The 22,839-nt window shown below is 53.8% G+C and carries 16 protein-coding genes; 7 read left to right on the top strand and 9 right to left on the bottom strand.

Translation table 11 applies throughout. The features are described 5' to 3' along the window. From holA to JFL75_RS16720, 4 genes are all read left to right on the top strand, one after another. Nucleotides 1-996: a DNA polymerase III subunit delta gene (holA, locus tag JFL75_RS16735; protein WP_215627814.1), complete on the top strand. Its 996-nt coding sequence runs from the start codon at nt 1-3 to the stop codon at nt 994-996. 100 nt (nt 997-1,096) lie between these two features. Beyond that, nucleotides 1,097-3,199, top strand: coding sequence for an FAD-dependent oxidoreductase (locus JFL75_RS16730; RefSeq protein WP_215627813.1), 2,103 nt, complete (start codon nt 1,097-1,099; stop codon nt 3,197-3,199). A gap of 53 nt (nt 3,200-3,252) precedes the next feature. After that, the gene (locus tag JFL75_RS16725; RefSeq protein ID WP_223292689.1) at nt 3,253-4,194 is read left to right on the top strand and encodes a polyprenyl synthetase family protein; all 942 of its coding nucleotides are present in this window, start codon (nt 3,253-3,255) and stop codon (nt 4,192-4,194) included. 113 nt (nt 4,195-4,307) lie between these two features. Beyond that, nucleotides 4,308-4,925 (top strand): manganese efflux pump MntP, encoded by a 618-nt coding sequence (locus tag JFL75_RS16720; protein WP_215627811.1) that lies wholly within the window; start codon nt 4,308-4,310, stop codon nt 4,923-4,925. 171 nt (nt 4,926-5,096) lie between these two features. Here JFL75_RS16720 and JFL75_RS16715 read toward each other — a convergent pair whose 3' ends face one another. The 6 genes from JFL75_RS16715 to JFL75_RS16690 all read right to left on the bottom strand — a co-directional run bounded on the left by JFL75_RS16715 (nt 5,097) and on the right by JFL75_RS16690 (nt 14,278). After that, the gene (locus JFL75_RS16715; protein ID WP_215627810.1) at nt 5,097-5,426 is read right to left on the bottom strand and encodes a hypothetical protein; all 330 of its coding nucleotides are present in this window, start codon (nt 5,424-5,426) and stop codon (nt 5,097-5,099) included. 115 nt (nt 5,427-5,541) lie between these two features. Further along, nucleotides 5,542-7,683 carry a cation:proton antiporter domain-containing protein gene (locus JFL75_RS16710; RefSeq protein ID WP_215627809.1) on the bottom strand — a complete coding sequence of 714 codons (2,142 nt, stop codon included), beginning with the start codon at nt 7,681-7,683 and terminating at the stop codon, nt 5,542-5,544. A gap of 100 nt (nt 7,684-7,783) precedes the next feature. Further along, on the bottom strand, nt 7,784-9,130 hold the full coding sequence (locus tag JFL75_RS16705) for a class I SAM-dependent rRNA methyltransferase (RefSeq protein ID WP_215627808.1): 1,347 nt from the start codon (nt 9,128-9,130) through the stop codon (nt 7,784-7,786). Between the two features lie 13 nt (nt 9,131-9,143). Continuing rightward, nucleotides 9,144-11,267 carry a polyphosphate kinase 1 gene (gene ppk1, locus JFL75_RS16700; protein ID WP_215627807.1) on the bottom strand — a complete coding sequence of 708 codons (2,124 nt, stop codon included), beginning with the start codon at nt 11,265-11,267 and terminating at the stop codon, nt 9,144-9,146. A gap of 37 nt (nt 11,268-11,304) precedes the next feature. Then, the gene (locus JFL75_RS16695) at nt 11,305-12,843 is read right to left on the bottom strand and encodes a Ppx/GppA phosphatase family protein (RefSeq protein ID WP_215627806.1); all 1,539 of its coding nucleotides are present in this window, start codon (nt 12,841-12,843) and stop codon (nt 11,305-11,307) included. Between the two features lie 10 nt (nt 12,844-12,853). Next, entirely contained in the window at nt 12,854-14,278 is a 1,425-nt protein-coding gene (locus JFL75_RS16690; RefSeq protein WP_215627805.1) for an MGH1-like glycoside hydrolase domain-containing protein, read from the bottom strand. A 572-nt stretch (nt 14,279-14,850) separates the two neighbouring features. On the opposite strand from JFL75_RS16690, the gene JFL75_RS16685 reads away from it, so the two are divergent. Then, complete coding sequence (locus JFL75_RS16685) at nt 14,851-15,978, top strand: ABC transporter ATP-binding protein (protein WP_215627804.1); 1,128 nt, start codon at nt 14,851-14,853, stop codon at nt 15,976-15,978. Between the two features lie 556 nt (nt 15,979-16,534). After that, nucleotides 16,535-18,265, top strand: coding sequence for a DEAD/DEAH box helicase (locus JFL75_RS16680; RefSeq protein ID WP_215627803.1), 1,731 nt, complete (start codon nt 16,535-16,537; stop codon nt 18,263-18,265). Nucleotides 18,266-18,310: 45 nt separating this feature from the next. Here the strand turns inward: JFL75_RS16680 and JFL75_RS16675 are convergent, their stop codons facing one another. The 3 genes from JFL75_RS16675 to JFL75_RS16665 are packed head-to-tail and all read right to left on the bottom strand — an operon-like array spanning nt 18,311 to nt 21,322. After that, nucleotides 18,311-19,270 (bottom strand): GTP-binding protein, encoded by a 960-nt coding sequence (locus JFL75_RS16675; RefSeq protein ID WP_215627802.1) that lies wholly within the window; start codon nt 19,268-19,270, stop codon nt 18,311-18,313. 10 nt (nt 19,271-19,280) lie between these two features. Further along, nucleotides 19,281-19,931 carry a cobalamin B12-binding domain-containing protein gene (locus JFL75_RS16670; RefSeq protein ID WP_215627801.1) on the bottom strand — a complete coding sequence of 217 codons (651 nt, stop codon included), beginning with the start codon at nt 19,929-19,931 and terminating at the stop codon, nt 19,281-19,283. A gap of 35 nt (nt 19,932-19,966) precedes the next feature. Then, nucleotides 19,967-21,322 carry a helix-turn-helix domain-containing protein gene (locus JFL75_RS16665; protein ID WP_215627800.1) on the bottom strand — a complete coding sequence of 452 codons (1,356 nt, stop codon included), beginning with the start codon at nt 21,320-21,322 and terminating at the stop codon, nt 19,967-19,969. A 214-nt stretch (nt 21,323-21,536) separates the two neighbouring features. On the opposite strand from JFL75_RS16665, the gene JFL75_RS16660 reads away from it, so the two are divergent. Next, nucleotides 21,537-22,814: a flagellar motor switch protein FliG gene (locus JFL75_RS16660; protein ID WP_223292688.1), complete on the top strand. Its 1,278-nt coding sequence runs from the start codon at nt 21,537-21,539 to the stop codon at nt 22,812-22,814. Nucleotides 22,815-22,839 lie beyond the last annotated feature (25 nt).

The raw sequence follows: 22,839 nt of genomic DNA, 5'->3' as shown, positions 1-22,839 counted from the left end.
ATGGCTCAGGGAAAATGCCTCCTCTTTCTCGGTCCCGAGATAGGGGAACGCCAGGACGCGGTGCAGGAAATCCGGGCCGCCATGCATAAACAGTACGGCACGCCGCCGGAGGAACAGTCCTTTTACGCGGGCGAAACGCCGCTGGGGGATATTGTCTCCGTGCTCAGAAACGGCTGCCTGTTTTCGGATGCCCGGCTTATTCAGATAAAAAACATTGAATCCCTCAAAAAGAAGGAAGAAACCGAGCTTCTCGCCTCATATATGGAATCCCCCCAGGAGGATACGGTACTGATCCTCGTATCGGAGCAGACCTCCGCTGACAAACGCCTGGAAAAGGCGGTCCCCCCGAATAACAAACGTATTTTCTGGGAGCTTTTTGAGAACCGCAAAGCCGAATGGGTGAGCGGGTTTTTCCGGAGGGAAGGATATACCATTGAGGAAGATGGCATCGAAGCTATTCTCGAAATGGTGGAAAACAACACCGACGCGCTGCGGCGGGAATGTTCCCGGCTCATGCTGTTTCTGGGAAAGGATTCGGTTATCCGCGGGGAGGATGTAGAGCAGTGGCTTTCCCATTCCCGGGAAGAATCTGCCTTTACCCTTTTCGCCCGGATCAGCGAGGGCAATCTGGAGAAAAGCCTGGAGATCCTCCGGACCCTTCTGGCGGCAAAAGAATCGCCCCAGGCGATTCTGGCGGGCCTTTCCTGGTGTTTCCATAAACTGAGGGATTATCTGCTCCTTACCCAGTCCGGGATGGCCAATGATTTTGAATACAAAAAAATAGGTCTCGGATCGAGCCGGGTGCGGAAGGATTACAGCCAGGCCGCGCGGCGGTACAGCCTGTACTGTGTTGACCGGTGCATTGCACTTTTAGCGGAATTCGATATACTTATCCGGTCGGGCGGTACTGCGCTGGAGCATATTCTCCTGGACGTTTTTCTGTATAAAATAATTTTGGTTCCCGGAACCTCCCTGGAAAAAGTGCATTATTACTAGGGCTATATCAAAAAGTTTGAGAATTTGAAATAATAATACCGGACCATTAGTCTGTGATTAAACAAAGCCATTCAAATATTATTTATGAGGAGAATCTTTTATGGGAAATGGGAAAAATATCCTGATCCTGGGGGGCGGTTACGCCGGAATTGAAACAGCCAAAAAACTGGCGAAGAAATTCAAAAAACGTGACGATGTAACCATTACCCTTGTCGACAAGCAGCCGTTTCATACCCTCATGACCGAACTCCACGAAGTAGCCGGACACCGGGTGGAACCCGATTCTGTACGGATACCCTTTGCCAAGATATTCGGCGCGTCCAAAGTAAAGGTGGAACTTGATACCATCGCTTCCATCGACTTTGAGAAAAACCAGGCGAAATCCGCCACAAAGACCTACGGGTACGATTACCTCGTGCTCGGTACCGGCGCGGAGCCGGAGTTTTTCGGGGTTCCCGGAATCCAGGAAAACGCCTTTACCCTGTGGTCCTATGATGACGCCATGAAGGTCCGGTTCCACATTGATGATATTTTTGAAAAGGCCGTAGCCGAGCAGGATCCGGTAAAGCGGAAGAAAATGCTCACCTTTGTGGTGGCCGGCGCGGGATTTACGGGCATTGAAATGGCCGGTGAGCTCATGGAATGGCGCGATACCATGTGCGCAAAATGGCTTATTGACCGGAGCGAAGTCCGCATCATCGTGGTTGAGGCCATGGCCAGCATTCTTCCCATCCTCGAGGAGGATCTCCGGGCCAAGGTCGAAAATTACATGAAAAAACACGGCGCCGAGCTCATGACCAACACACCCATTGTCGGCGCTGAGGCGGGGATCGTAAAGGTTAAGGATGGCTCCACCATAGAAACCGGCACCTTTATCTGGACCGCCGGTGTATCAGGCTCTAATTTCGCCGACCGCCTGGGCCTTTCCAACGGCCCCTTCGGCAAAAACAGCGGCGACCCGAACGCGAAAAACAAGCGCGGCCGCCTCATGGTTACCGATGAAATGCGGAGCATCGATTACGAAAATGTGTATGTCGTCGGGGACAACACCTGGTTTATCGAAGACAACAAACCCCTTCCCCAGATTGTAGAAACAGCCACACAGACCGGTGAGACCGCGGCCCACAATATCGCCGCCGCCATCAACGGCACGGAAACGAAGAAATTCAAATCCAACTTCCACGGTTTTATGGTTTCCGTGGGCGGCAAATACGCCGTATCCAACGCCATGGGCATTAAACTGTCGGGGTTCTTCGCCATGGGCGTGAAACACCTGGTAAACATTGTTCACCTCTTCGGGGTGGCGGGTTTCAACCAGTGCTGGGAATATATCAAACATGAATTCCTCGAAATGAAGGAAGGCCGGTCCCTGCTGCGGGGTTTCGGCGCCTACAAGACCCGGGGTTACTGGCTGCTGCCGTTCCGGCTTTGGCTGGGCCTCATGTGGGTTTTTGAAGGAATTAATAAAATTGGCGAAGGCTGGTTCAAATGGAGCGAAGGCTCCAAATCCGGCTGGATGTTCTCCCAGGGTGTGGTCCAGGCGGGAATGGATAAAATAGATGCCACCAGCGCCGCCTCCGGTGATGCGGGCGCGGCGGCGGATGCCTTCAGCGCCCCGGCGGATGATCTTTTCGGCGACTTCGGCGGAGTAGCGGACGACCTCTTCGGTGATTTCAGCGGAGCGGCGGACAATCTCTTCGGCGATTTCGGGGCCGGCGCGGCGGATGCCTTCAGCGCGGCCTCGGGAGCGGCGGACGCGGTTACCGCGGCCTCTGGTGACGCCGCATCCACAGCGTCCGGCGCGATCTGGGATCTCACGAAGCCTATTTTCGATATGAACGGCCCCGTGGCTACCTGGTTCAGGACGACCTTTATGGACACCATCATGGCCCTGATTCCTTTCCAGGCGTTCCAGCTCATGGTAGTCCTGGTGGAGATCTGTATCGGTCTTGCCATGGTGGGCGGCCTCTTTACCTGGTGGGCGGCGGTGGTCTCCATCGTTATGTGTCTGGTGTTTACCTTCTCGGGAATGTTTGCCTGGAACCAGGTCTGGTTTATCTTCGGCGGCATACTCCTCATGGGCGGCGCGGGACGCGCGTTTGGTCTCGACTGCTGGGTGGTTCCGTTCTTTAAGAAATGGTGGAACGGCACAAGGTTCGCGCGGAAACGCTACTGGTACCTCGACGGACCTTCGAAAAAATAACGTAAAGGGCAGCCGAATACTACATGACTTCCTATTGGAACGATTTCCCCGGAATGCCGGAATCCTTGGAAAAGGTTTCCGGCATAATACAGGCATCCGTTGCTTCTCAAAATCCCGTTATCGCGGAGGGGCTTATATCGCTTTTCGGCGGAGACGGAAAGCTCCTCCGGCCGGGGCTGCTGCTTATTGCCTCGGAGTTCGGCAAACCTCAGAAAGAAGACAAACAGTTCAAGCTGGCGGCGGCACTGGAAATGCTCCATGTCGCCACCCTCATCCATGATGATGTCATCGACGATTCGCCCCTCCGCCGGGGGCTTCCGGCGGTGCATACCCGGTTCGGGAAACAGGACGCCGTCCTCATCGGCGATTACCTCCTTTCCCGCTGTTTTCTGATCGCCGCGGGATACACATCCCCGGAACATGCGGTTGCCCTGGCCCAGGTAATTTCAGTTATCTGTACCATGGAAATCCAGCAGAATATTGACCGCTACCGGGCGGATACTTCCATACGCCATTACTTCAGAAAAATCATGGGAAAGACCGCCATGCTGTTTTCCCTGGCCTGCCATGTGGGGGCATCCGAGGCAAAGGCGCCCAAGGCCGTAACGGAACGCCTGCGCAGAGCCGGATACGATATCGGAATGGCTTTCCAGATCATCGATGATATTCTGGATTATTCCGGCGACCAGGATGTGGTCCGGAAAACCCTGGGCAACGATCTAAAAGCGGGGGTCGTCACCCTTCCCCTGATCTGCGCTCTATCCCTGGATAAGTCCGGAGAGCTTGCCCGGGCAACCAGCAGGGAGTCCTTTCCCCAGGCGGATACGGAATATATTATCGGCATCGTCCGGTCCTCCGGGGGTATTGAAGCCGCCCGGGAACACGCTAAACGATATACCCGCCGGGCGCTGACCGAAATCAGCGGCCTCCCCCGGGGAAAAGCCCGGGACATGCTCGAAAAGCTTACCCAGCACCTTCTCATCAGAAATTACTGAAGAACACCCGCAAAATAAAAAAAGAAAGCCCCGGCAGGGCAGCGTCACCGGTTGCCCTGCCGAAAATGCCCTGAATTATTGACCATGGTCTTTGTCCGTGGTAGCATCCTGACATGCTTTCCATTGTTCTTATTGCGGTCAGCCTTTCCATGGATGCCTTTGCGGTATCAGTAAGTTCCGGTATATGCATTCGAAACCTCAAACCCTTCCACGCTGTCCGGGGAGCCCTGTTTTTCGGCGTGTTTCAGTTCATCATGCCCGTTATCGGGTGGTATCTCGGAAACAGTTTCCGGTCGTATATTGAGGAATACGATCACTGGATTGCCTTTGTGCTCCTGGCTTTTATCGGGTTCAAAATGATTAAGGAAGGAATCGCGACAAAAAAGGCTCCGTGCCCCGAAGAAGAATCTTCCTCAGAGGACGGACTTCCCTGCGGATGCGGGGAGGATAAGATAAATTCTTCGGACATCCGGAAATTGGGAACCCTGGTGACGCTATCTATTGCCACCAGCATCGACGCGCTGGCGGTGGGCCTTTCCTTCAGCGTACTCAACCAAAATATCTGGGGACCGGCAGCGATTATCGGGGTGATTACCTTCGTTGTCTGTCTGGCGGGGTTTGAGTTCGGAAAACGGATTGGTGTTTTCTTTGAAAAATGGGCGCAGATAATCGGCGGGGTAATTCTGGTTGCCATCGGAGTCAGAATACTTGCCGAGCATCTCTTCGCCTGACGCGGAACAGCGTATAAATATTTACGCAATAAGCTTGGTTATTTCTTTTTCCGAAGGAACGTAGAAAATTATAATGATAAATAAGACCGAACCCCGGGAAACCTCTTCCAGCTTCCGGAGCGATACCGGAACTAAGATCTTAAAAAATTTTAATTCAATGGCTTTTATGAATCAAAAACCGTACTCTGTTAACGCTTCATTCCAAATATGTTCTCTATTATTGTTTATTGTTCTTTTTACAATCAAAGAGAGCTGTTTTTGATCAAAATCCTGAGCTTTATAAAGTTCTTTAAAAGCCTGAGAATCTGTTTCATTCATTGGATTTGCTTCATCATCTAAGGTACAGCAGCCATAACCGTCAAATGAAATTCTTTTTAAACAAATTAAATTATCTTTATGATCATTGAAATCTATAAAGACGGAACCATTTAAGCATCCCAAATAATAATCCGCGGGCCTCGAATCGGGCATCGATGCTCTGAAAAAATTATAATCATCCATATTGAATTCCTATGGAATCCGGCATTCCCGCGGTACCGCATGCAGATACGGTTTCTGCCGGCTTAATCTCCATACAAAGCTCCGCGGGAACGCCGTCTTATATCCAAACTACCGCCTATTTTTTCGCGTTTCTCAGTAACGTAATAACATCATCCCGGGAATCCGCGGAAATGATATGTTCCCGGACACCTTCATCCTTCAGAACTGCCCCAATAGCGGCGAGGAACTGGATATGGGGCCCGGACGTCTTTTTGGGCGAAACCACCATAATGAAGAGTCTCGATTTTTCGCCGTCCAGGGATTCAAAATTCACCCCGTCTTTCTTGATTCCAATGGCGACACTCATACTGCGGACACCGTCGGTTTTTGCGTGAGGCAGAGCTATACCGTGCTGCATACCGGTGCTCATGGTCTTTTCCCGCTGCAGCACATCATGGAGCACCTCATTCCGGTTGAGCAGCTTATTCTGGCCCGCGAGAAGGTCCACCATCTCGGTGATAATTTCGTCCTTGGTTTCGCCCTTCAAATCAAGCGAAATCAATTCGGGCTGCAGCATGGTAAACAGCTCTTTGTCCGTCCGTCCGTCGAGGTTCGATATTTCCCGGCGCATCGCCGCCGGATCGGTTGAGGCCTTGAGCTTGTCAATGGCGTCGCTTAATTCAAGCAGCACTTCATAAACAGCGGTCTTAACAAACGGCATGTCACCTTTGGCGGTTTCCACGGTAACGGTGGATTCCTCCTCGGTAATCGAAAGGGCAATATCGTCTTTCCTGGCCTGGGAGAGACCGTCGTCGATATTCATCATCTGAACGTAAAACCCTTCCGCCCGGAGATCCTTGAGCAGGGTATCCACCACCAGATCGGCGATTTCGTCGGAGGGGAATTCCCACACCATAGTAGACGTGTCGTCATCCTTGACAGGCTTCCGGGTCCCGGAACCGGGAATCTTTAAGGTAACACTGAGAAGCGGCGGCGCGACCAGGGTTGTTATCAGGGTCATGAGAATTACGACACCGAAAAGCTGGTTGTCGAGAACCCCGGCGGCGAGACCGATACCGGCGATAATAAGGGCCACTTCACCGCGGGGGACCATCCCCGTACCGATACGCATGGCGCCTTTGCCGTTGAAGCCCATGAGGAGCGCCGGCCCGCCGCAGCCGATAACCTTCGCCAGGATCGCCACCACGGTATACACCGCACCGAAGATCAGCACCGGCGCCGACGCAATTTCCCGGACATTCACCATCATACCCATGACGGCAAAGAAAATGGGCACAAAGAATTCGTATAACCCATGGATCCGTTCCTGAATGACCGCCGCGATATCGGTTTTTGAAAGAGAAAGTCCCGCGATATAGGCGCCGATTATCATGGCCAGGCCCTGGCGCTCAAAGATACCCGCCAGAAGCAGGGCAATGCCCAGGGCGAGGACTGAAAAATCATAGGAATGTTTAAAGAACTTGAGGAAATTGGCAATTTTTTTCGAGAATATCAGACCCAGCGCGGTAAACCCGAGCCAGATTCCGAAGGCTTTTCCCGCTATTGCCAGGATACTGCCGGCCGTCAAAGTACCGGAGCCGCCGGTCATGACCGCGACAATACCGAGCACCACCGCCAGCATGATAATGCCGAGGACATCGTCAAAAACCGCCGCCGCCAATATGGTTACGCCTTCGGGGGAATCCATTTTTTTCTGGTCCGATAGGATCCGGGCGGTAATACCTACCGAGGTGGCCGTGGAAAGGATTCCTAAAAAGAGACACCGCGGATCGGTAAAGGATGTGTGGAGAAGGAAAACACCCACCAGATCACCGAGAACGAAAGAAAAGACGACCCCGCCGATACCGATAACCCCGCCTACAACGGAATACCGCAGGAACAAGCCCAGATCCGTTTCAAGACCCGAAGCGAAAAGAAGTATTATGGAAGCAACCGTTGCGAAGGAATACAGTTCGGTACTCACCGCCAGGGTTCCTGAACCAAGGGGGAAAATACCATGGGGAAAACCGGGCAGCACAATGCCCCCCAGGGCATAGGGTCCGATTATCACCCCCGCCAGAAGTTCTCCCAGAACAGAGGGAATGCCGATTTTTTTTACAAGCCGGCCGCCGATCCGGACGGCAAAGATAATAATCCCGATCTGGAGAACGAGTTCCGCCATAACTTCGGTTATGGATTCCGTTTCTTCGGCAAAAACCGTTGAGCCAAGGAGAAGAAACCCAAGGACAGCGATAGCAATTTTACCGGTTTTACTCATGATACGCCTCTATAATTAAGAAAAACTATGAAATACGTTGAAAATTGTCACATATATTGACAATCATTTCAATATGTATTTTTCGTTATTCCCGTTTTTTTTACAGTAAAATACGGTAGTATCCGCATTTTAAATACAATGATTCATCGTACCCCACCAGCACCGGATGGTCCGGAGACTGGCAGCGGAAATCCATCTGCACAATCCTGCGGTCAGCGTCGCAGGCGGCATCCGCCACCATAGCCTTGAAGCGCCCTTCTCCCATGGCGTGGCTGCATGAGCAAGTTACCAGAACTCCGCCGGGAGAAAGCAGCCGCAAAGCGCGGAGATTGATCTCCTTGTATCCCCGGACGGCGCCTTCCAGGGCACTGCGGGATTTGGCAAAAGCCGGCGGGTCGAGAACAATAAGGTCGAATTTTTCCTTCCGCCGCTCCCAGGAATGGAGAGTATCAAAAAGGTCTCCGCATACGGTATTGATGCGGTCCGAGATGCCGTTCAGCGCGGCGTTTTTTTCCAGAATTTCCAAGGCATGGGCGGAAGAATCCAGGGCTGTTACCTCCGAAGCCCCTGCCCTGCCGAGGTGGATGGAAAAACCGCCGGTGTTGGAACAGGCATCCAGGACGCGCCTGCCCCGGGCAAAGTGAGCGGCCCGGAGACGGTTTTCCTTCTGGTCCAGGTAATGCCCGGTTTTCTGGCCGTCCCTGAGATCCGCGATAAAAGGGTATCCGTTTTCAAAAATAACAATCCCCGATCCGGGAAACTCTCCCTCGGACAGCTGGGAACGCAGACCGAGCCCCTCAAGCTCCCGGACTTTTGCGTCAGACCGCTCCATAATTCCTGAAGGAATTCCCAGCACAGCGGCCGGACCGGATGGGTCCGCCGGGGCAGGACCTGCCGGATCATAGGATTCCAGAACCTCATGGAGCGCTCGGAGCACATCATCCCGGCGGAGGTCCATCCCATAAGACAGAAACTGCACCGAAAGCCAGGAGAGCGGCGGTCCGAGCCGGGATTCGGCATCGGCATAAGAAAAGGGGCGCCCGGGGATATCCGATTCAATTTTCTCCAGAGGCCAGCCAACGAAACGGTCCACAATAAGCCCCGGAAGCATGTCCGCCTCGCCAAACACTATCCGGGCCGATTCACGGTTCAAATCGCAGAAAGGCAGCCGGCGTTCCAGGGCCTGGCGGATTCTCCGCTTGAAAAAACCCGTATCCGCCCCTTCCTTGGAGGGAGAGTAAATCCGCGCAATGATCTTGGAGTTCGGGTTCACAAAGGCCCGGCCAAGGTACTCCTTCCGGGAACTTTCCACATCCGCGGTTTCTCCCGGCTCCAGACTGGCGGGGCCCCGGGGACCGAGGACCGAAGCGACTTCATTGTCATACACCCAGGGATGGCCCCGCTTAATGCGGACCTCTTCGCCGGCTTTCAGAATTATTCGTTTCATACATTCTCCGGGATCAGATCCGTTCACCGGGGGGGCTGCGGCGGACTGTAAACTCCTGTTTCGGGGTCCACAGCTTGTGCGCCTCTTCCCGGGCTTTATTGTAAAAATATTCCTGTGCCCTGAAGGGAGCATCCTTTCCTGACGGCGTAAGGCGTTTCCATTCGCCGTTGCTCTGGAGCAGATGGCTCTGGCAGTTGTCTAGAAAATACGTTTCGAGTATCCGGGTTACTTTTTTCTTGAGATCCCCCTGGAGCACCGGAAACATGAGTTCCACACGGCGTTCCAGGTTGCGGGTCATCCAGTCCGCGCTGGAAAGATATACCTCATCGGCGCCGCCGTTGTCAAAATAGAAAATTCTGGAATGTTCAAGATAATGGTCGACAATGCTGACGACCCGTATGTTTTCGGAAAGGCCGGGAACACCGGGAACCAGCATACAGATGCCCCGGACATTCAGCAGGATCTTAACGCCCCCCTGGGAGGCCCGGTACAGGGCTTTTATGACATCCGTATCCGCCAGGGCGTTCATTTTCGCCATGATCTTCCCCGGAGATTCCTGACTCGACCGGTTCGTCTCCCGGTCGATGAGGCTGAGGAGCCGCTGCTTGAAAGCCGTCGGCGCGATCACCAGCCTGCGGGTTCCCTGGATGGTGGAATATCCGGTAATCATGTTGAAAAGCATACTGACGTCGTAGCCGATATCTTCCTGGCTCGTGAAAAGGCCGATATCGCCGTATTGTTTCGCCGTTTTGTCGTTGTAATTGCCCGTGGACATATAGACGTACCGTTTTATCCCGCTGCTTTCCCGCCGGATAATCAGGGTTGCCTTGGCATGGACCTTGAGCCGCGCAAGCCCGTACACAACAATGACCCCGGCTTTTTCGAGCCGGTTGGCCCAGGAAATATTCCTGCTTTCATCGAAGCGGGCCTTGAGCTCAACCACGGCGGTTACCTGTTTGCCGTTAAGAGCCGCGAGTTCCAGGGCTTTAACCACCGGCGAATCCCCGCTGGTCCGGTAAAGGGCGGTTTTTATGGAAATAACACTGGGGTCCGTGGCGGCATCCTGGAAAAAACGGAGCACCGGATCGAATGAATTGTACGGAAGATGGATAATAACGTCTCCCTGGCAGATCCGGTCCCAAAGAGGTTCGTCCTCGGGAAATTCGGGGTTCCAGTAATTCTTCCATATTTTTGACCTGAGCCGATCGAAGCCGCTGACATTGACCAATTCCGACAGGGTCCGCAGATCCAGAGGGCCTTCGATTTCATATATGTCGTTTTCCTCAAGTCCCAAACGCCGGGTCAGTTCCTTTCTCAGGTAAGGGCTCTCGGAGGAACACACCATCCGGACCGGCATGGATTTTTCCCTGTTTATGAGCACCTCTTCCATGGCTTCCACAAAATCCTCATCCCGCTGTTCATCCACGGAAAAATCAGCGTCCCGGTTGACTTTAAAGACCATGCTTTCCCGGACATCGTACCCCTGGAAAAGATGGGTCCCCCAGCTGATAATCACATCCTCCAGAAGGGTCCAGCGGTTTTTGATTCCCCCTTCCTCGGGGAGCCACACGACCCGGTCAAGGGACGACGGGACCTGCACCAGGGCCATATAATCCCCCTGGTCAGGATCGGCGCTGTCTTCCTTGACCAGCATAAACACGACAAAGAGCTTCAGGCTTTCCGTTGAAGGAAGCCCGTCTTCGCCTTCAACCCTGAGGGGTGTCAGCACCGGGTCCAGCTCCCGGAAAAAGAGAGATTCAAGATAGGTTTTCTGCACCGCGGTATACCCGCCGGGCCGGACCAGCTCCAGCCCTTCCCGGGCCAGGGCCGGCAGAACTTCGTCCCTGAGGCATGTGTACTGGCGCTCAATAATGGCCCGGGCCTTTTCCGAGGTTTCCTTAAGCTGATCCTCAATGTTCAGGCCGGAGGGATCGTTCCAGAAACGGGATTTAAGGGCCCGCTTCATGGCCGCCACCCGGACCATAAAAAATTCATCAAAATTGGAAGAAACGATGGAAAGGAATTTGAAACGGTCCAGGGGAGGCAGATCGGGCCGCATGGCTTCGCTCAGAACCCGGCCGTTGAATTCAATCCATGAGAGATCCCGGTTAAAAAAAATTGGCTCCGTATTTTCCATGCAGCAACCCGCTATACAGCAGCCCGAAGCAGCCGCCTCAGGCAAGCATTATTTTGTATCCGAACACATTTTCGAACAAATTCCCCTTTTCTTCCAGTCCTATGCGTTCCAGACTCGTATCATGAACCCCCGAAGGGGTAATAAACACCATATCGTTCCGCCGTTCGACGGTTATGCTCTTTATCTGCTGGGAATGGCCCCGGTCCAGCGCGTCGGCGACCCGGAGGATGGCGGCCATTTTCTGCACCAGCACCCGCTCTTCCCGCTGCAGGGCAATATAGTCAATATCCGTCTCCGACGGCAGTTCGCTCCGGTGGTACCGCACAACGTTGGATACGATGCTGAGCTCATCCTTGTGGAGCCCGAAAACTTCGGAATTCGCCACAATGTACTGGCCGTGCCGGTGGTGCCCGGAACTCCGGATAAACATTCCGATATCGTGGAGTATGGCAGCCACCTCCAGAAGCAGCCGGTCCCGGCGGCCCATGCCGTGCTCCTGTACCAGGGCGTCAAAAAGAACGAGACTCAGGGACGCGACGTGGCGGTTATGGGCTTCGTCATACCGGTACTTCCGGCCGAGGTTCATGGCCGAGGCAATAACCTGGGAGAAAAATTCCTCCTGGATCTCGGGGTCCACCTGGGCCGTCAGGTTTATGAGCATTCCCTCCCGGATGGAAACCGTGGGAACAATAAGCCGGTTCGCGGCGGTCCGTTCGAGAAAAAGCTTGTATATCAGCAGCCCCGGGATAATACCTTCCGCGTCAACATAGGGAATCTTGAGTTTCTTGACGCATTCCTCCACCGAATAGCTGCTGATTTTTTCTATAAACTTTATGAATGCCGTCCGGTCCGCGATCCAGCAGTTTTCGTTGAACTCCCAGCCAATGTTCCTGGCCACCATCCGCGCGTCGGAACCGGCGGCGACAAAGGTGCGCACATAGCTGAGGTCCATCTCCGAGCGGAGCAGTTCCGCGGTATTCCGGACATTTTCGTTTAAATACCGTTCCTGGAAAACAGCCGACCCCGTGGCCAGCCGGGACTGCTGGTCCACCAGGATAGTCCCCAGCCTGAGGCTGTGGGCGGCGACCATTTTACCCCTGCGCAGAAGCATCAGTTCCGTGGAGCCGCCGCCCACGTCAATAATCAGGGAATTGGCCCGCCAGAACAGGGGAAAATCATTTTTCAGGGCAAACCGTACCGCCAGGTACATGAGACGGTTTTCTTCGATCCCCTCGACAATGCTGATCCGGAAACCCGTTTCCTGCCGGACCCGGTCCACGATCATATCCCGGTTTTTTGCGGCCCGGAGGGCGCTGGTGGCGATCACATGGATATCATCGTCCGCGACTCCCCAGCCGGCGATTAGCTCCCTGAAATTCTGGAGCACCGAAAGGCATTCCATAAAGGATTCCCGGGAAACCTGGCCGGAGGTAAAGACATCCCGCCCCAGGGATACGGGCCGCCCCGCCCTGTCCAGAATGTGCCAGGTGTCGTTTCCGTAAATTTCAGCCACCAAAAGCCGGATCCCCGTGGAACCGATTTCCAGGATCGCGGCGAGCTGATTCTTTGCATTCATAGTATCTATATTATAGTTTATCTATGAGCATAGAACACTTGCCCGAGGGTATGGGCAGCGTTTTTTTCTTTTTTCCGAGGATATTGATGGTAAAATAGTAGAGTTTTTCGCTTTCCATGTGAATTTCCCATCCCCTGCCGCTTTTATTCGAAAGAATGGTAATCATATTCTTTTTGAGTGAAAGGTTTTCGACCCCCATCACCTCAAGGTTCGGGATTATCCAGTCCACGGTTTTCCGGGGAAGCGAAATAAACAGGCCGATGATGTTCTCGATGGTCAGGCAGATTGTGGACAGCGCCGCGTAGCTGAGATACTGAGGCCTGGGAAAGCTTGGATCCCGCTTTTTCTGGGCGGGCCCCTCCTTAAGGGGCAGATACGCTTCCCAGAGATTGCCTTTATGGTGGTTTCCGTCGGGACTCATGGAATCCAGGACAAAATACAGATGCCGGATGGCAAAATCCCGGGCAAGATCCCAGCGCTGGTACCGTTCCAGGCCTTTGATGACCATAAATGTCAGGTGGGGGAACACCGATCCCCGGTATCCGTTGCCGTTTTCGTCAAAATCGGGTTCGCTCACCGCCACCGTCGGAAACGGATGGGGCGCGCCGAAGAACCGGGGATCCGAGAGCTTTTCGATAATCCGCTCGGCTTTGTCATCGTTGGGAATTTCCGCCAGAAGCGGCCAGTATCCCGCCAGGGTCTTTACGGGAAGCCGTTTCTCTTCCTTATTGATATCACAGTAAAAACCCTCTTCCGGGTCCCACATGAGGGAGTTGATCCGGGTTTTAAGGGAAAAATACTGGCGTTTGTACTGGAAACTGGTTTCCTTATCGTTGAGGATGTCCGCCAGGGCCGACATATACAGCACGTTTATGGCCATTATGGTGTTAAAATCCACCGGATACGCGGCTTTTTCCCGGGGGGCGTTATCCATACCTGTCGCCGCCAGAGGGACTTCGTATAGGCCATTGGGCCGTTTAAAGAGCGAATCGATCCATTCCATATACTTATGCAGAATGGGAATAACTTCCTTGATCCGCTTTTTATTCGCTGTTTTATGGTACAGGTTGAATTCCGCCCAGGCGAACAGGGGAAGCCCGAGTCCTTCGGGGTTGTTTTTCGATACCTCCGGCAGGCCGGTTTCTATATTATAGGCGCAGCGGATGGCCCCGTTGGGCTCCTGGCGGCTGTAAAACAGGTCCAGAGTAGGATGGGCCTGGTAAATTCTGTTTGAATATACAAGAAAAAATGAAGAAAAAATCGCGTCGGTCTGCAGTACCGCCGAATTGCCGGGGTACGCGAAAAACTTACCATCGAGCCGGCTTTTTTCTCCCCCGGAAAGCCAGCAATCCTGTATCCATGCCCATGTTTTATCATAAATATCCACAAAATCCTGATCATAGAAATGGATTTTTGGGAAATCACGTTTAGTCACACATGCTCCTTGCCCCTATCCCGTCGAGAGTACCCTATGGACAGTAAAATGTCAAATTAATTGTTTAACCTGTATACAGATAAAATAATACACTTTTTTCCATTTCTTATCATCTTAAATGTAAAACCATTATAAATGGGAAAGTGGTTTTTATCCAGAAAATTTTCACTCTATCGGCGTTTCCCTGGACAAAAGATACTACTATTTCATCATTTTTATGTAAATATTTACATATTTTTTCATCCCGAAGCCCAGGATAGCCGCAGAACCCCATAATACCGCGGAACGGCAGCCGAACCAAGGAACCAGAAGTGGGGGTGGCTCCAGCCTTACCGCCCCAGGCGGCAAGGCTGGAGCCAGGGGTCGTGTCCTTCGGACACGCGCCGCCCTCGCTGTCCGGGCAGCACCGAACCGGTTAAGCCGGAAAGTACCCACGGGCCCCGCAGTTGCGGTATTCCTGGGTACTTTCCGGATTGAAAGACTCTATGCTCCCCCTCATACGGTTTTTCTTGACAAAATCGCCCGCTCATTTTACCATAATGGGATAAACTAGCCCATAAAGGGAGGCCATAATGGCAAAAGTAGAACTCAAAGGTATCTCTAAGGTGTATGACGGCAGCGTCCGCGCGGTGGACAACGCCAACATTACAGTAAACGACAAAGAATTTGTCGTTTTCGTCGGACCCTCCGGCTGCGGCAAGTCCACGACCCTTCGTATGGTCGCGGGTCTTGAAGACATTACAGAAGGCGAACTGTACATTGACGGTGAACTCATGAATGACGTTCCCCCCAAGGACAGGAATATCGCCATGGTGTTCCAGAACTACGCCCTGTATCCCCACATGACCGTATATGACAATATGGCATTCGGTCTGCGGATCAAGAAAGTAGAAAAGACTGAAATCGACCGCCGGGTCCATGAAGCGGCCCGGATTCTGGATATTGAGAAATTCCTGGACCGCAAACCCAAGGCACTTTCGGGCGGCCAGCGCCAGCGCGTCGCCGTCGGACGGGCCATCGTCCGGAATCCCAAGGTATTCCTCTTCGACGAACCCCTTTCCAACCTCGACGCGAAACTCCGTGTACAGATGCGCGCGGAACTGTCAGACCTGCACATCCGGCTTAACGCCACCATGATTTACGTTACCCACGACCAGGTAGAAGCCATGACCATGGCCAGCAAAATCGTGGTTATGAAGGACGGAAAGGTCCAGCAGATCGGTTCGCCCCTGTATATGTACAATCATCCGATCAACAAGTTTGTCGCCGGCTTCATCGGTTCCCCGCCCATGAACTTCATGACCGTTAAGGTATCCGAAGAAGGGGGCGCCATTGTCCTCGACGAAGGTTCTTTCAAGGTAAAAGCCGACAAGGAACACGCGGAATACCTCAAGAAATACGTGGGCAAGGAAGTATTCTTCGGCATCCGGCCGGAAGATATTGCCTACAGCGAAAAACCCGCCGCGGAAAACAACATGCCCGTAAAGATTACGGTTGTTGAGCCCCTCGGCGCCGACATCCACCTCTGGCTGACCACCGAAACCCAGCCCCTGGTAGCACGGACAGAACCCCACTACTCCTTCAAAGTCGGCGACACCGCCAACTTTGTGCCCCGCATGGACAAAGCCCGGTATTTCGACAAGGAAACCGAACTTTCCATTCTCGCGGAACTCGACGAAAAGGCAGCCAAGGATTTCTAATCCGGTTTTTCAGTGAAACAGCGGGCCGCCCTTTGGGCGGCCCTTTTTATATCCAGGCTGGACATAGGCAATACCATTGCGGAATCACCCGGAACCAGGAGTGGTGTAAGACTTGCCGCCTGTGGCGGCAAGTCTTTTAGGAGTTTTGCAGAGCAAAACTCCACATATCGATCGGCAAGGATGAAACGAGGGGGAGCAGCCCTCTCCGCCGGGCAGCACCGAGCCGGTTAAGCCGGAAAGTACCCGGCCGTACTGGTAACGCCGGGTGTCGTATAAAAAGGGGATTGAGCGACTTTCGAGGCCGAAGGCCGACACGGAGCTAATCCCCTTTTTATACGACAGGACCCGCAGTACCAGTACTCCCTGGGTGTTTTCCGGCTTGTCAGACTCGGTGCTCCCCCTAGACATGAATATTCCGCATATGCTACTATTACTAATCATTTTTTTGCGTTAAATCCCGCAGTTAGTGTAGAGCAAATTTGTATTTCTGCTGAACCTGCCCCACAGATCCGGCGGCTATCCTGCGCTCCGCCGGGATTGTTTCGCCAAGGACATTATGACGTTAGACAATTCAGTTACTTTCTCATCGTTCGGGCTGTCCGAACCTGTGCTTGCGGCGCTGGAACGGAAAGGTTTTTCCGCTCCCAGCTCAATCCAGACCATTGCCATCCCGCGGCTTCTCTCGGACGAAGGCCATGTGATCGTAAAAGCCAGAACCGGAACCGGCAAAACCGCCGCCTTCGGGATTCCTCTGGTGGAACGGATCACCGAAACCGGGAAAAAGCCCCGGGCGCTGATTCTCACGCCGACCCGGGAACTGGCAATCCAGATCACCAGGGAAATCCGTTCCCTGGCGGGCAGTCCGGTTCCCCGGATCTGTACCGTGTACGGCGGCGCGTCTATCCGGACCCAGATCAAGGAACTCCGGGATGGCGTCGAAATCGTCGCCGGAACCCCGGGACGGGTTATGGATCTTATGGAACGGAAAGTTTTGGACCTTTCGGCTATCGAATGGTTCATCCTGGACGAAGCCGACGAAATGCTTGATATGGGCTTCCTCGATGATGTGGAAAAAATCCTTTCCGAAACCAATCCCGGACGGCGGGTGGCCCTCTTTTCGGCAACCATGCCGGAAGCCATTCTGAAAATTGTCCGGCAGCATATCGGCAAAACGGATATCCTCGAAGATACGGCCCCGGCGGATGAAACACCGCTGACGGAGCAGTATTTTATGGTTCTCAGGAAAGAGGACAAGCTTGAAGCCCTGCGGCGCATCGCCGATTCGTCGGATGAATTTTACGGGCTTGTTTTCTGCGCCACCAAGGCCGGCGCCGATGAGGCGGCCCGGCGCCTTCTGGACGCGGGATACGCGGCTGAAGCGATTCACGGGGATCTTTCCCAGGAAGCCCGGGAACGCACGCTGCGGAGATTCCGCTCACGGCTGACAACCATGCTGGTCGCCACCGATGTGGCGGCCCGGGGTATTGATATTGAACGGCTGACCCATGTAATCAACTGGGATCTTCCCAATGACCGGGAGACCTATGTCCACCGGATCGGCCGGACCGGGCGCGCCGGCCGGAAAGGCATGGCCGTTACCTTCGTGATCCCCTCGGAAATGGGAAGGATCACACACCTGTCCAGAAGCATGGAACGGACCCTGGGGAGCAGCATTAAACGGCTGGGCGTCCCCAAAGTGGAAGACATCATGGCTGCCGGAAGAAAGCGCATTATAACCTCGGTATGCGCCGCGGCGGAAGAACAGCAGATTGCCGAATCCTCCGCGGACAATCCGGACAGAGAAGATAAACAACCCGCCGCCGAACTGGCCCGGGAACTCATCGAAACACTGGGACCGGAAAAGGCGGTCCAGGCCCTGGTAAATCTATCCTACGGGGATACCCTCGATCCGTCACGGTACCGGACTGTCAGTGAATTCGCCGAAGGGCCGGTACATGGACGGGACCGGGACTATACGCGGCGGTGGGAAGGCAGCCAGGGAAGCGGTCCCAGAGACAGAAACCGCCGGGGGCCGCCGGTTTCCAAACACGGCCAGTCCCGGGTATACGTAGGGGTCGGCCGCAGACACGGCGCCTCGGCGAGGGACGTGGCGGGACTCCTTATGCGGGCGGGAGGTATTCCCGGAAAAATGGTGGATGCCATCGAAATGAAGGATTTCTGCGCCTTTGCCACCATGCCGGAGGACGCGGCAAAACGGGCCTACAGCTTTGCCCGCCGCGATCCCGAACATCCGGCCATAAAGCCGGCTTCCCCAGAAAAGCACTGAAAACCCAGGGCGCCCGCTGTATGAAGGTATGCTGCGGGAGCCCTGCTACATTACCACCGAACCTTTAACACCGGTGGCGCTGACCCAGTCCCGGACAAGTTCGGTATCCGTAACCGAAGGGTTCTTCCACATAAAAGTCAGACCCAGGCACATGGACCGGGCGGCATGCTCCGGAACGGATTCGAGGGAAATAGAATCTTCCACCATATCAATATTCACCCAGGGCTGCGATCCCTGTACATGCAGGAAACCGTTGATTCTGAACGCCCTGGGAGTGATCGCGTGCAGAAACGTCTCAAGATCCCCGCGGCGGACCGGCGCCTCCGGCAGCAGCGTACAGAGCTGCGGTACATTGTGGTTTTTTACGCCCCGGGGAACCGCCGCGGAAACGGAACATGTAGAAGTATCCAATCCATCCAGGATTGCGCTCCCGGAAAGGCCTTTCCGGGAACGGACCAAAATCGCCGCGCAGGGGCGGAATCGCTTAAGTTCGGTATTAATGGCGGCCAGGGTTCTTTTGGGAACGGAATCGGCCTTGGAAATAATAAAACAGTCCGCATAGGCGGCCTTTTCATACAGATGGATATTATTGGACGGCTGATCGGGAAAATCCGTCGCGTCGATAAGACAGATCATTCCCAGGTAGCGCAGGGCTTCGCTGTTGGTTTCCTCCGCGGCACGGATGAGCGGATCCAGGGTCGCCGGTTTGATAAGCCCGGAGGTTTCCACGAAAATATACTCGGTTCCAATACCGATGAGGCTGTTCAGGTCCTTTAGGATCATGGGTATCAGACTGGCGGATAAACCCCGGCCGCCGTACAGCTCCGTGGAATCGGAATCATCCAGAAGCTTAATCCCCATGGGGTGAACCGAGAGCCGTCCCCATTCATCTATCCGGATGATGGATTTTTTCCCCGGCAGGGTCCGCATAATATCTCCGAGAATTGTGGTTTTCCCGGAACCGGTCAGTCCGCTCACAAGGACAATCTGGGCAGGTTTCGGCATTACTATCTCCTTATTTTTTAATTCGTTTTTTTGAACAAAGGGCCAGAGCCTGCTCCGCCGCGGTGGCTGCGTCAGGAGTATATACGTCGGCCCCCACGGAACGGCAGAAATTTTCCGTTACCGGAGCGCCGCCTACCATAATTTTCAGTTTTTCCCGCAGTCCCGCGGCCGTAACAGCCTGAATAACGGTTTTCATCTGCATCATGGTGGTGGTCAGCAGTGCGGAACAGGCAAGTATGTCGGCTTTATGGATGATTGCCTCTTCAACAAACTTCTCATGGGAGACATCGGTGCCAAGGTCAACCACTTTGAGCCCCGCCCCTTCCATCATCATGGCCACAAGATTTTTGCCGATATTGTGCAGGTCTCCCTTGACCGTCCCGATGACCACCACTCCTTTGTATTGAACATCCGAAGACCGTATAATGGGTTTGAGAATGGCAAAGCCCATATGCATTGCCCGGGACGCGATGAGTACCTCGGGAACAAAAACTTCATTTTTTTTGAACCGTTCCCCAATCGAGCGCATCCCCGAAAGAAGCCCATCCTCCAGTATTTCCTTGGGGCTGTACTGTTCCTCTATTGCCAGACTGACCAGGGCCTCCACATCCTTGGCCTTTCCGGATTGGACACACCGGGAAATCTCAGCTAATTCTACCATTTTTTCTATTCTCCTGCGGGACTTTGGTGGGGTGTTTATGAAGGCGTATTATGAATTTCCGACACCTCAGGCACCAATCCGCCGCCGTATTCCCGGTATTTTCCGGGACTTACTCCCATATACTGTTTGAAAATCTTTGAAAACCAGCTCTGGTCCTCAAATCCGCAGATTCCGGCAATTTCACTTAATGAAAGCATTGTTTCCGTCAGGAGGTGGGAGGCTTTTTCAACCCGGAGCCGGTTGAGATAACTGGACAGGTTTTCACCCATTTCTTCCTTAAAAATCGTACTGAAATACGGCGCGGATAATCCCGAGGCGGCGGCAATTTCCGGGAGGCTGATTTTCCGGGAGAAATTTTCCCAGATATACCGCTCGGCCCGCCGCAGGGCCGCGGCGTGCCGGGCTCCGCGGAATGAAAAAATCTGGCTTGCCATGCGGTCCACAATTATATGGAGAATATCCGTCAGTTCCTCCACATTCTGGGCTTCCTGGATACGGCGGAGGTACCGGTTATTTGTCTCCAGTACGGAATCCTCGGTGGTACTGGGGTCAAAAGCCGCCCGGGAAAGGAGCACCACCAGTTCGATAGCCCGGAACTGCATATATTTAAAATTGTCAGGGTTGGAAAAGAAGAGATTTCCCAGCAGTTCATTAAGAATTTTCCGGCCCGTGTCATTGTCTCCCCGGCGCAGGGCGGCCATGAGCATGCGTTCCTTGTCCAGAGGATACCCGGGCATCACCATTCCCGCGGCCTGCTGGTCCTTTAAATGGTGAATCTCCGAAGAGAGCTGGGACTGCTGTTCGGTCCTGCGTTTGAGGGTTTCAAAATAATCATCCGTCCCTTTTGAAAGATGCTCGGCGCAGATCAGGAGTATCTGCGCCATAGCCTGGACCCGTTCGGGGGTAGCGTCGGAAACCTGGGACAGAAGCTCTTTGGCTTCTTCATAGGTAATTTCCCCGCGGCTCATGGATTGGATCGATTCAATAGCCTCTTCCCGGTCGATACCGACGGTGGCGCATATAAAGGACCCCACCAGATGGCCGTAGGAAAAAATAGGGCTCGTCCAGTAAATGAACCCCCGTTCGCACATATAAATATAGATTCCCCCGAACCGCTGGGACTCCTTGACCGCGTCCAGATGGACATCGGTACAGGGAAATCGCGACGGATCATTGTCCTGTTCCTGGGAATCGGAATATTTCTTGCACAGCGAACAGAACATGTTGCCCAAACCATCGGGAGAGCCTACACAATGCCCGTCCTTTCCCAGGACAGAGCAGTCCGCATTTACCGCCCGTTTATAGGCCTTGGCCATTTCAAAGGCTTTTTTTAGAAGCGGCTCGGTCTCGCGGCGGTTAATTACATCCTGGATACTTTTTATGTTTTTCATACCAAGGAGAGTATAAAGGAACAAATCACGGGGCGCAAACCAAATTACGATAATATTATATAAAAATCGGAAGATAATACATAAAATCCAAAAATAGTTTTATATCTTCAAAACATTGATTTTTCAGGGCCGCCGGGGCCCCATGGGGCTGGAAAACCGGGAAAAAAACAAACTTCAATTGACCCCTCAGGCCTCTCCATCGTACTATTAGTATATGGGTAAATCCAAACCTCCGGCAAATATGAATAACGCCCGCCGGATAGCAGCGTACCAGAAGTCCGTAAGCGACGGAAAAACCGCATCGGAACTTCCCAAAAAGGGAAACCCGGCCGATCCGGCGGATAAAATTCCCCGGGTAAGCCCGGTTGAAACCGAGAGTACCGGCGGATTTATTAAAACCCGGAAAAAAGCCGGTTCCCGCGCCCCGGAAGAACCAAAAAAACGGTTCATAAAAACCGTTCCTCCGGGAAAAGACGAAGAAACACCGTCGCCCCGGGAAGAAAAATACCGCAGGGTCGCGAAATTCCTTATATTAATAGGAAGCGAAGACGCCTCCCAGATCCTGGCTAAACTTGAGCCCGGGCAGGTCGAGGAGATTACCCGGGAAATTTCTTCCATCCGGGGAGTTACCCCTGAGGAAGCCGATTCAATACTGTACGAATTCCGCAGTCTTCTTTCCCGCAACTATACAGCCGCGGGGCATGTTTCAGGGGGAATCGACGCGGCCCGGGATATACTCCATGCCGCCTACGGCAAGGAACAGGGCGAATCACTGCTCCGCAGGGCCGTGCCGGAGGCCATTGAGAATCCCCTGACCTTTATGGAAGACTTTTCCGGGGAGCAGATTGCCATGCTGCTGCGGAACGAGTCCGCGGCCACCGCCGCGCTGGTTCTGTCCCGGCTCTCGCCAAAAGCGACCGCCGCGGCCCTGGCGAACATCAGCCCTGAGAAAAAGCTTGAAATCGTAAAACGGATTGCCCGGCTCGGCGAAAGCCCTCCGGAGGTTCTTGAACGGGTGGCCGCGTCCCTCAGGGAAAAGGCAAGATCCATAGGAAAAACCGATACCGAGGATATTGACGGCCGGGCGGCCCTGGCGCAGATACTCAAGTATTCGGACTCGTCCTTCGGCGAACGGATTCTGGATGAGCTTGAAACCGACGATCCCGAACTGAGCCAGGACCTGAAGGAACGCCTCAATACCCTGGAGGATGTGATCAAGGCCGAAGACAAGCCCATCCAGGCAAAGCTCAGGACCATGTCCGACCGGGACATTGCCCTGCTCCTCAAGGGAAAATCCGGCGGCTTTGCCGAGAAGATTTACTCAAATATGTCCGCGTCCCGGCGGGCCATCGTCCGTGAGGAAGGTGAACTTCTCGGACCGGTCCCGAAACGGGATGTGGACGCGGCGGACAACGATTTTCTCGTCTGGTTCAGGGCGGGCCGTGATGAAGGCCGTATAATTCTCGTGGATGACGATGACGTAGTCGGCTGACAGGCCGGCGCTGCACCCGCCGCGT

The sequence above is a fragment of the Breznakiella homolactica genome (genome assembly GCF_016616095.2).
Classification (GTDB): Bacteria; Spirochaetota; Spirochaetia; order Treponematales; family Breznakiellaceae; genus Breznakiella; species Breznakiella homolactica.
This window is presented reverse-complemented; position numbering and strand designations above follow the sequence as displayed.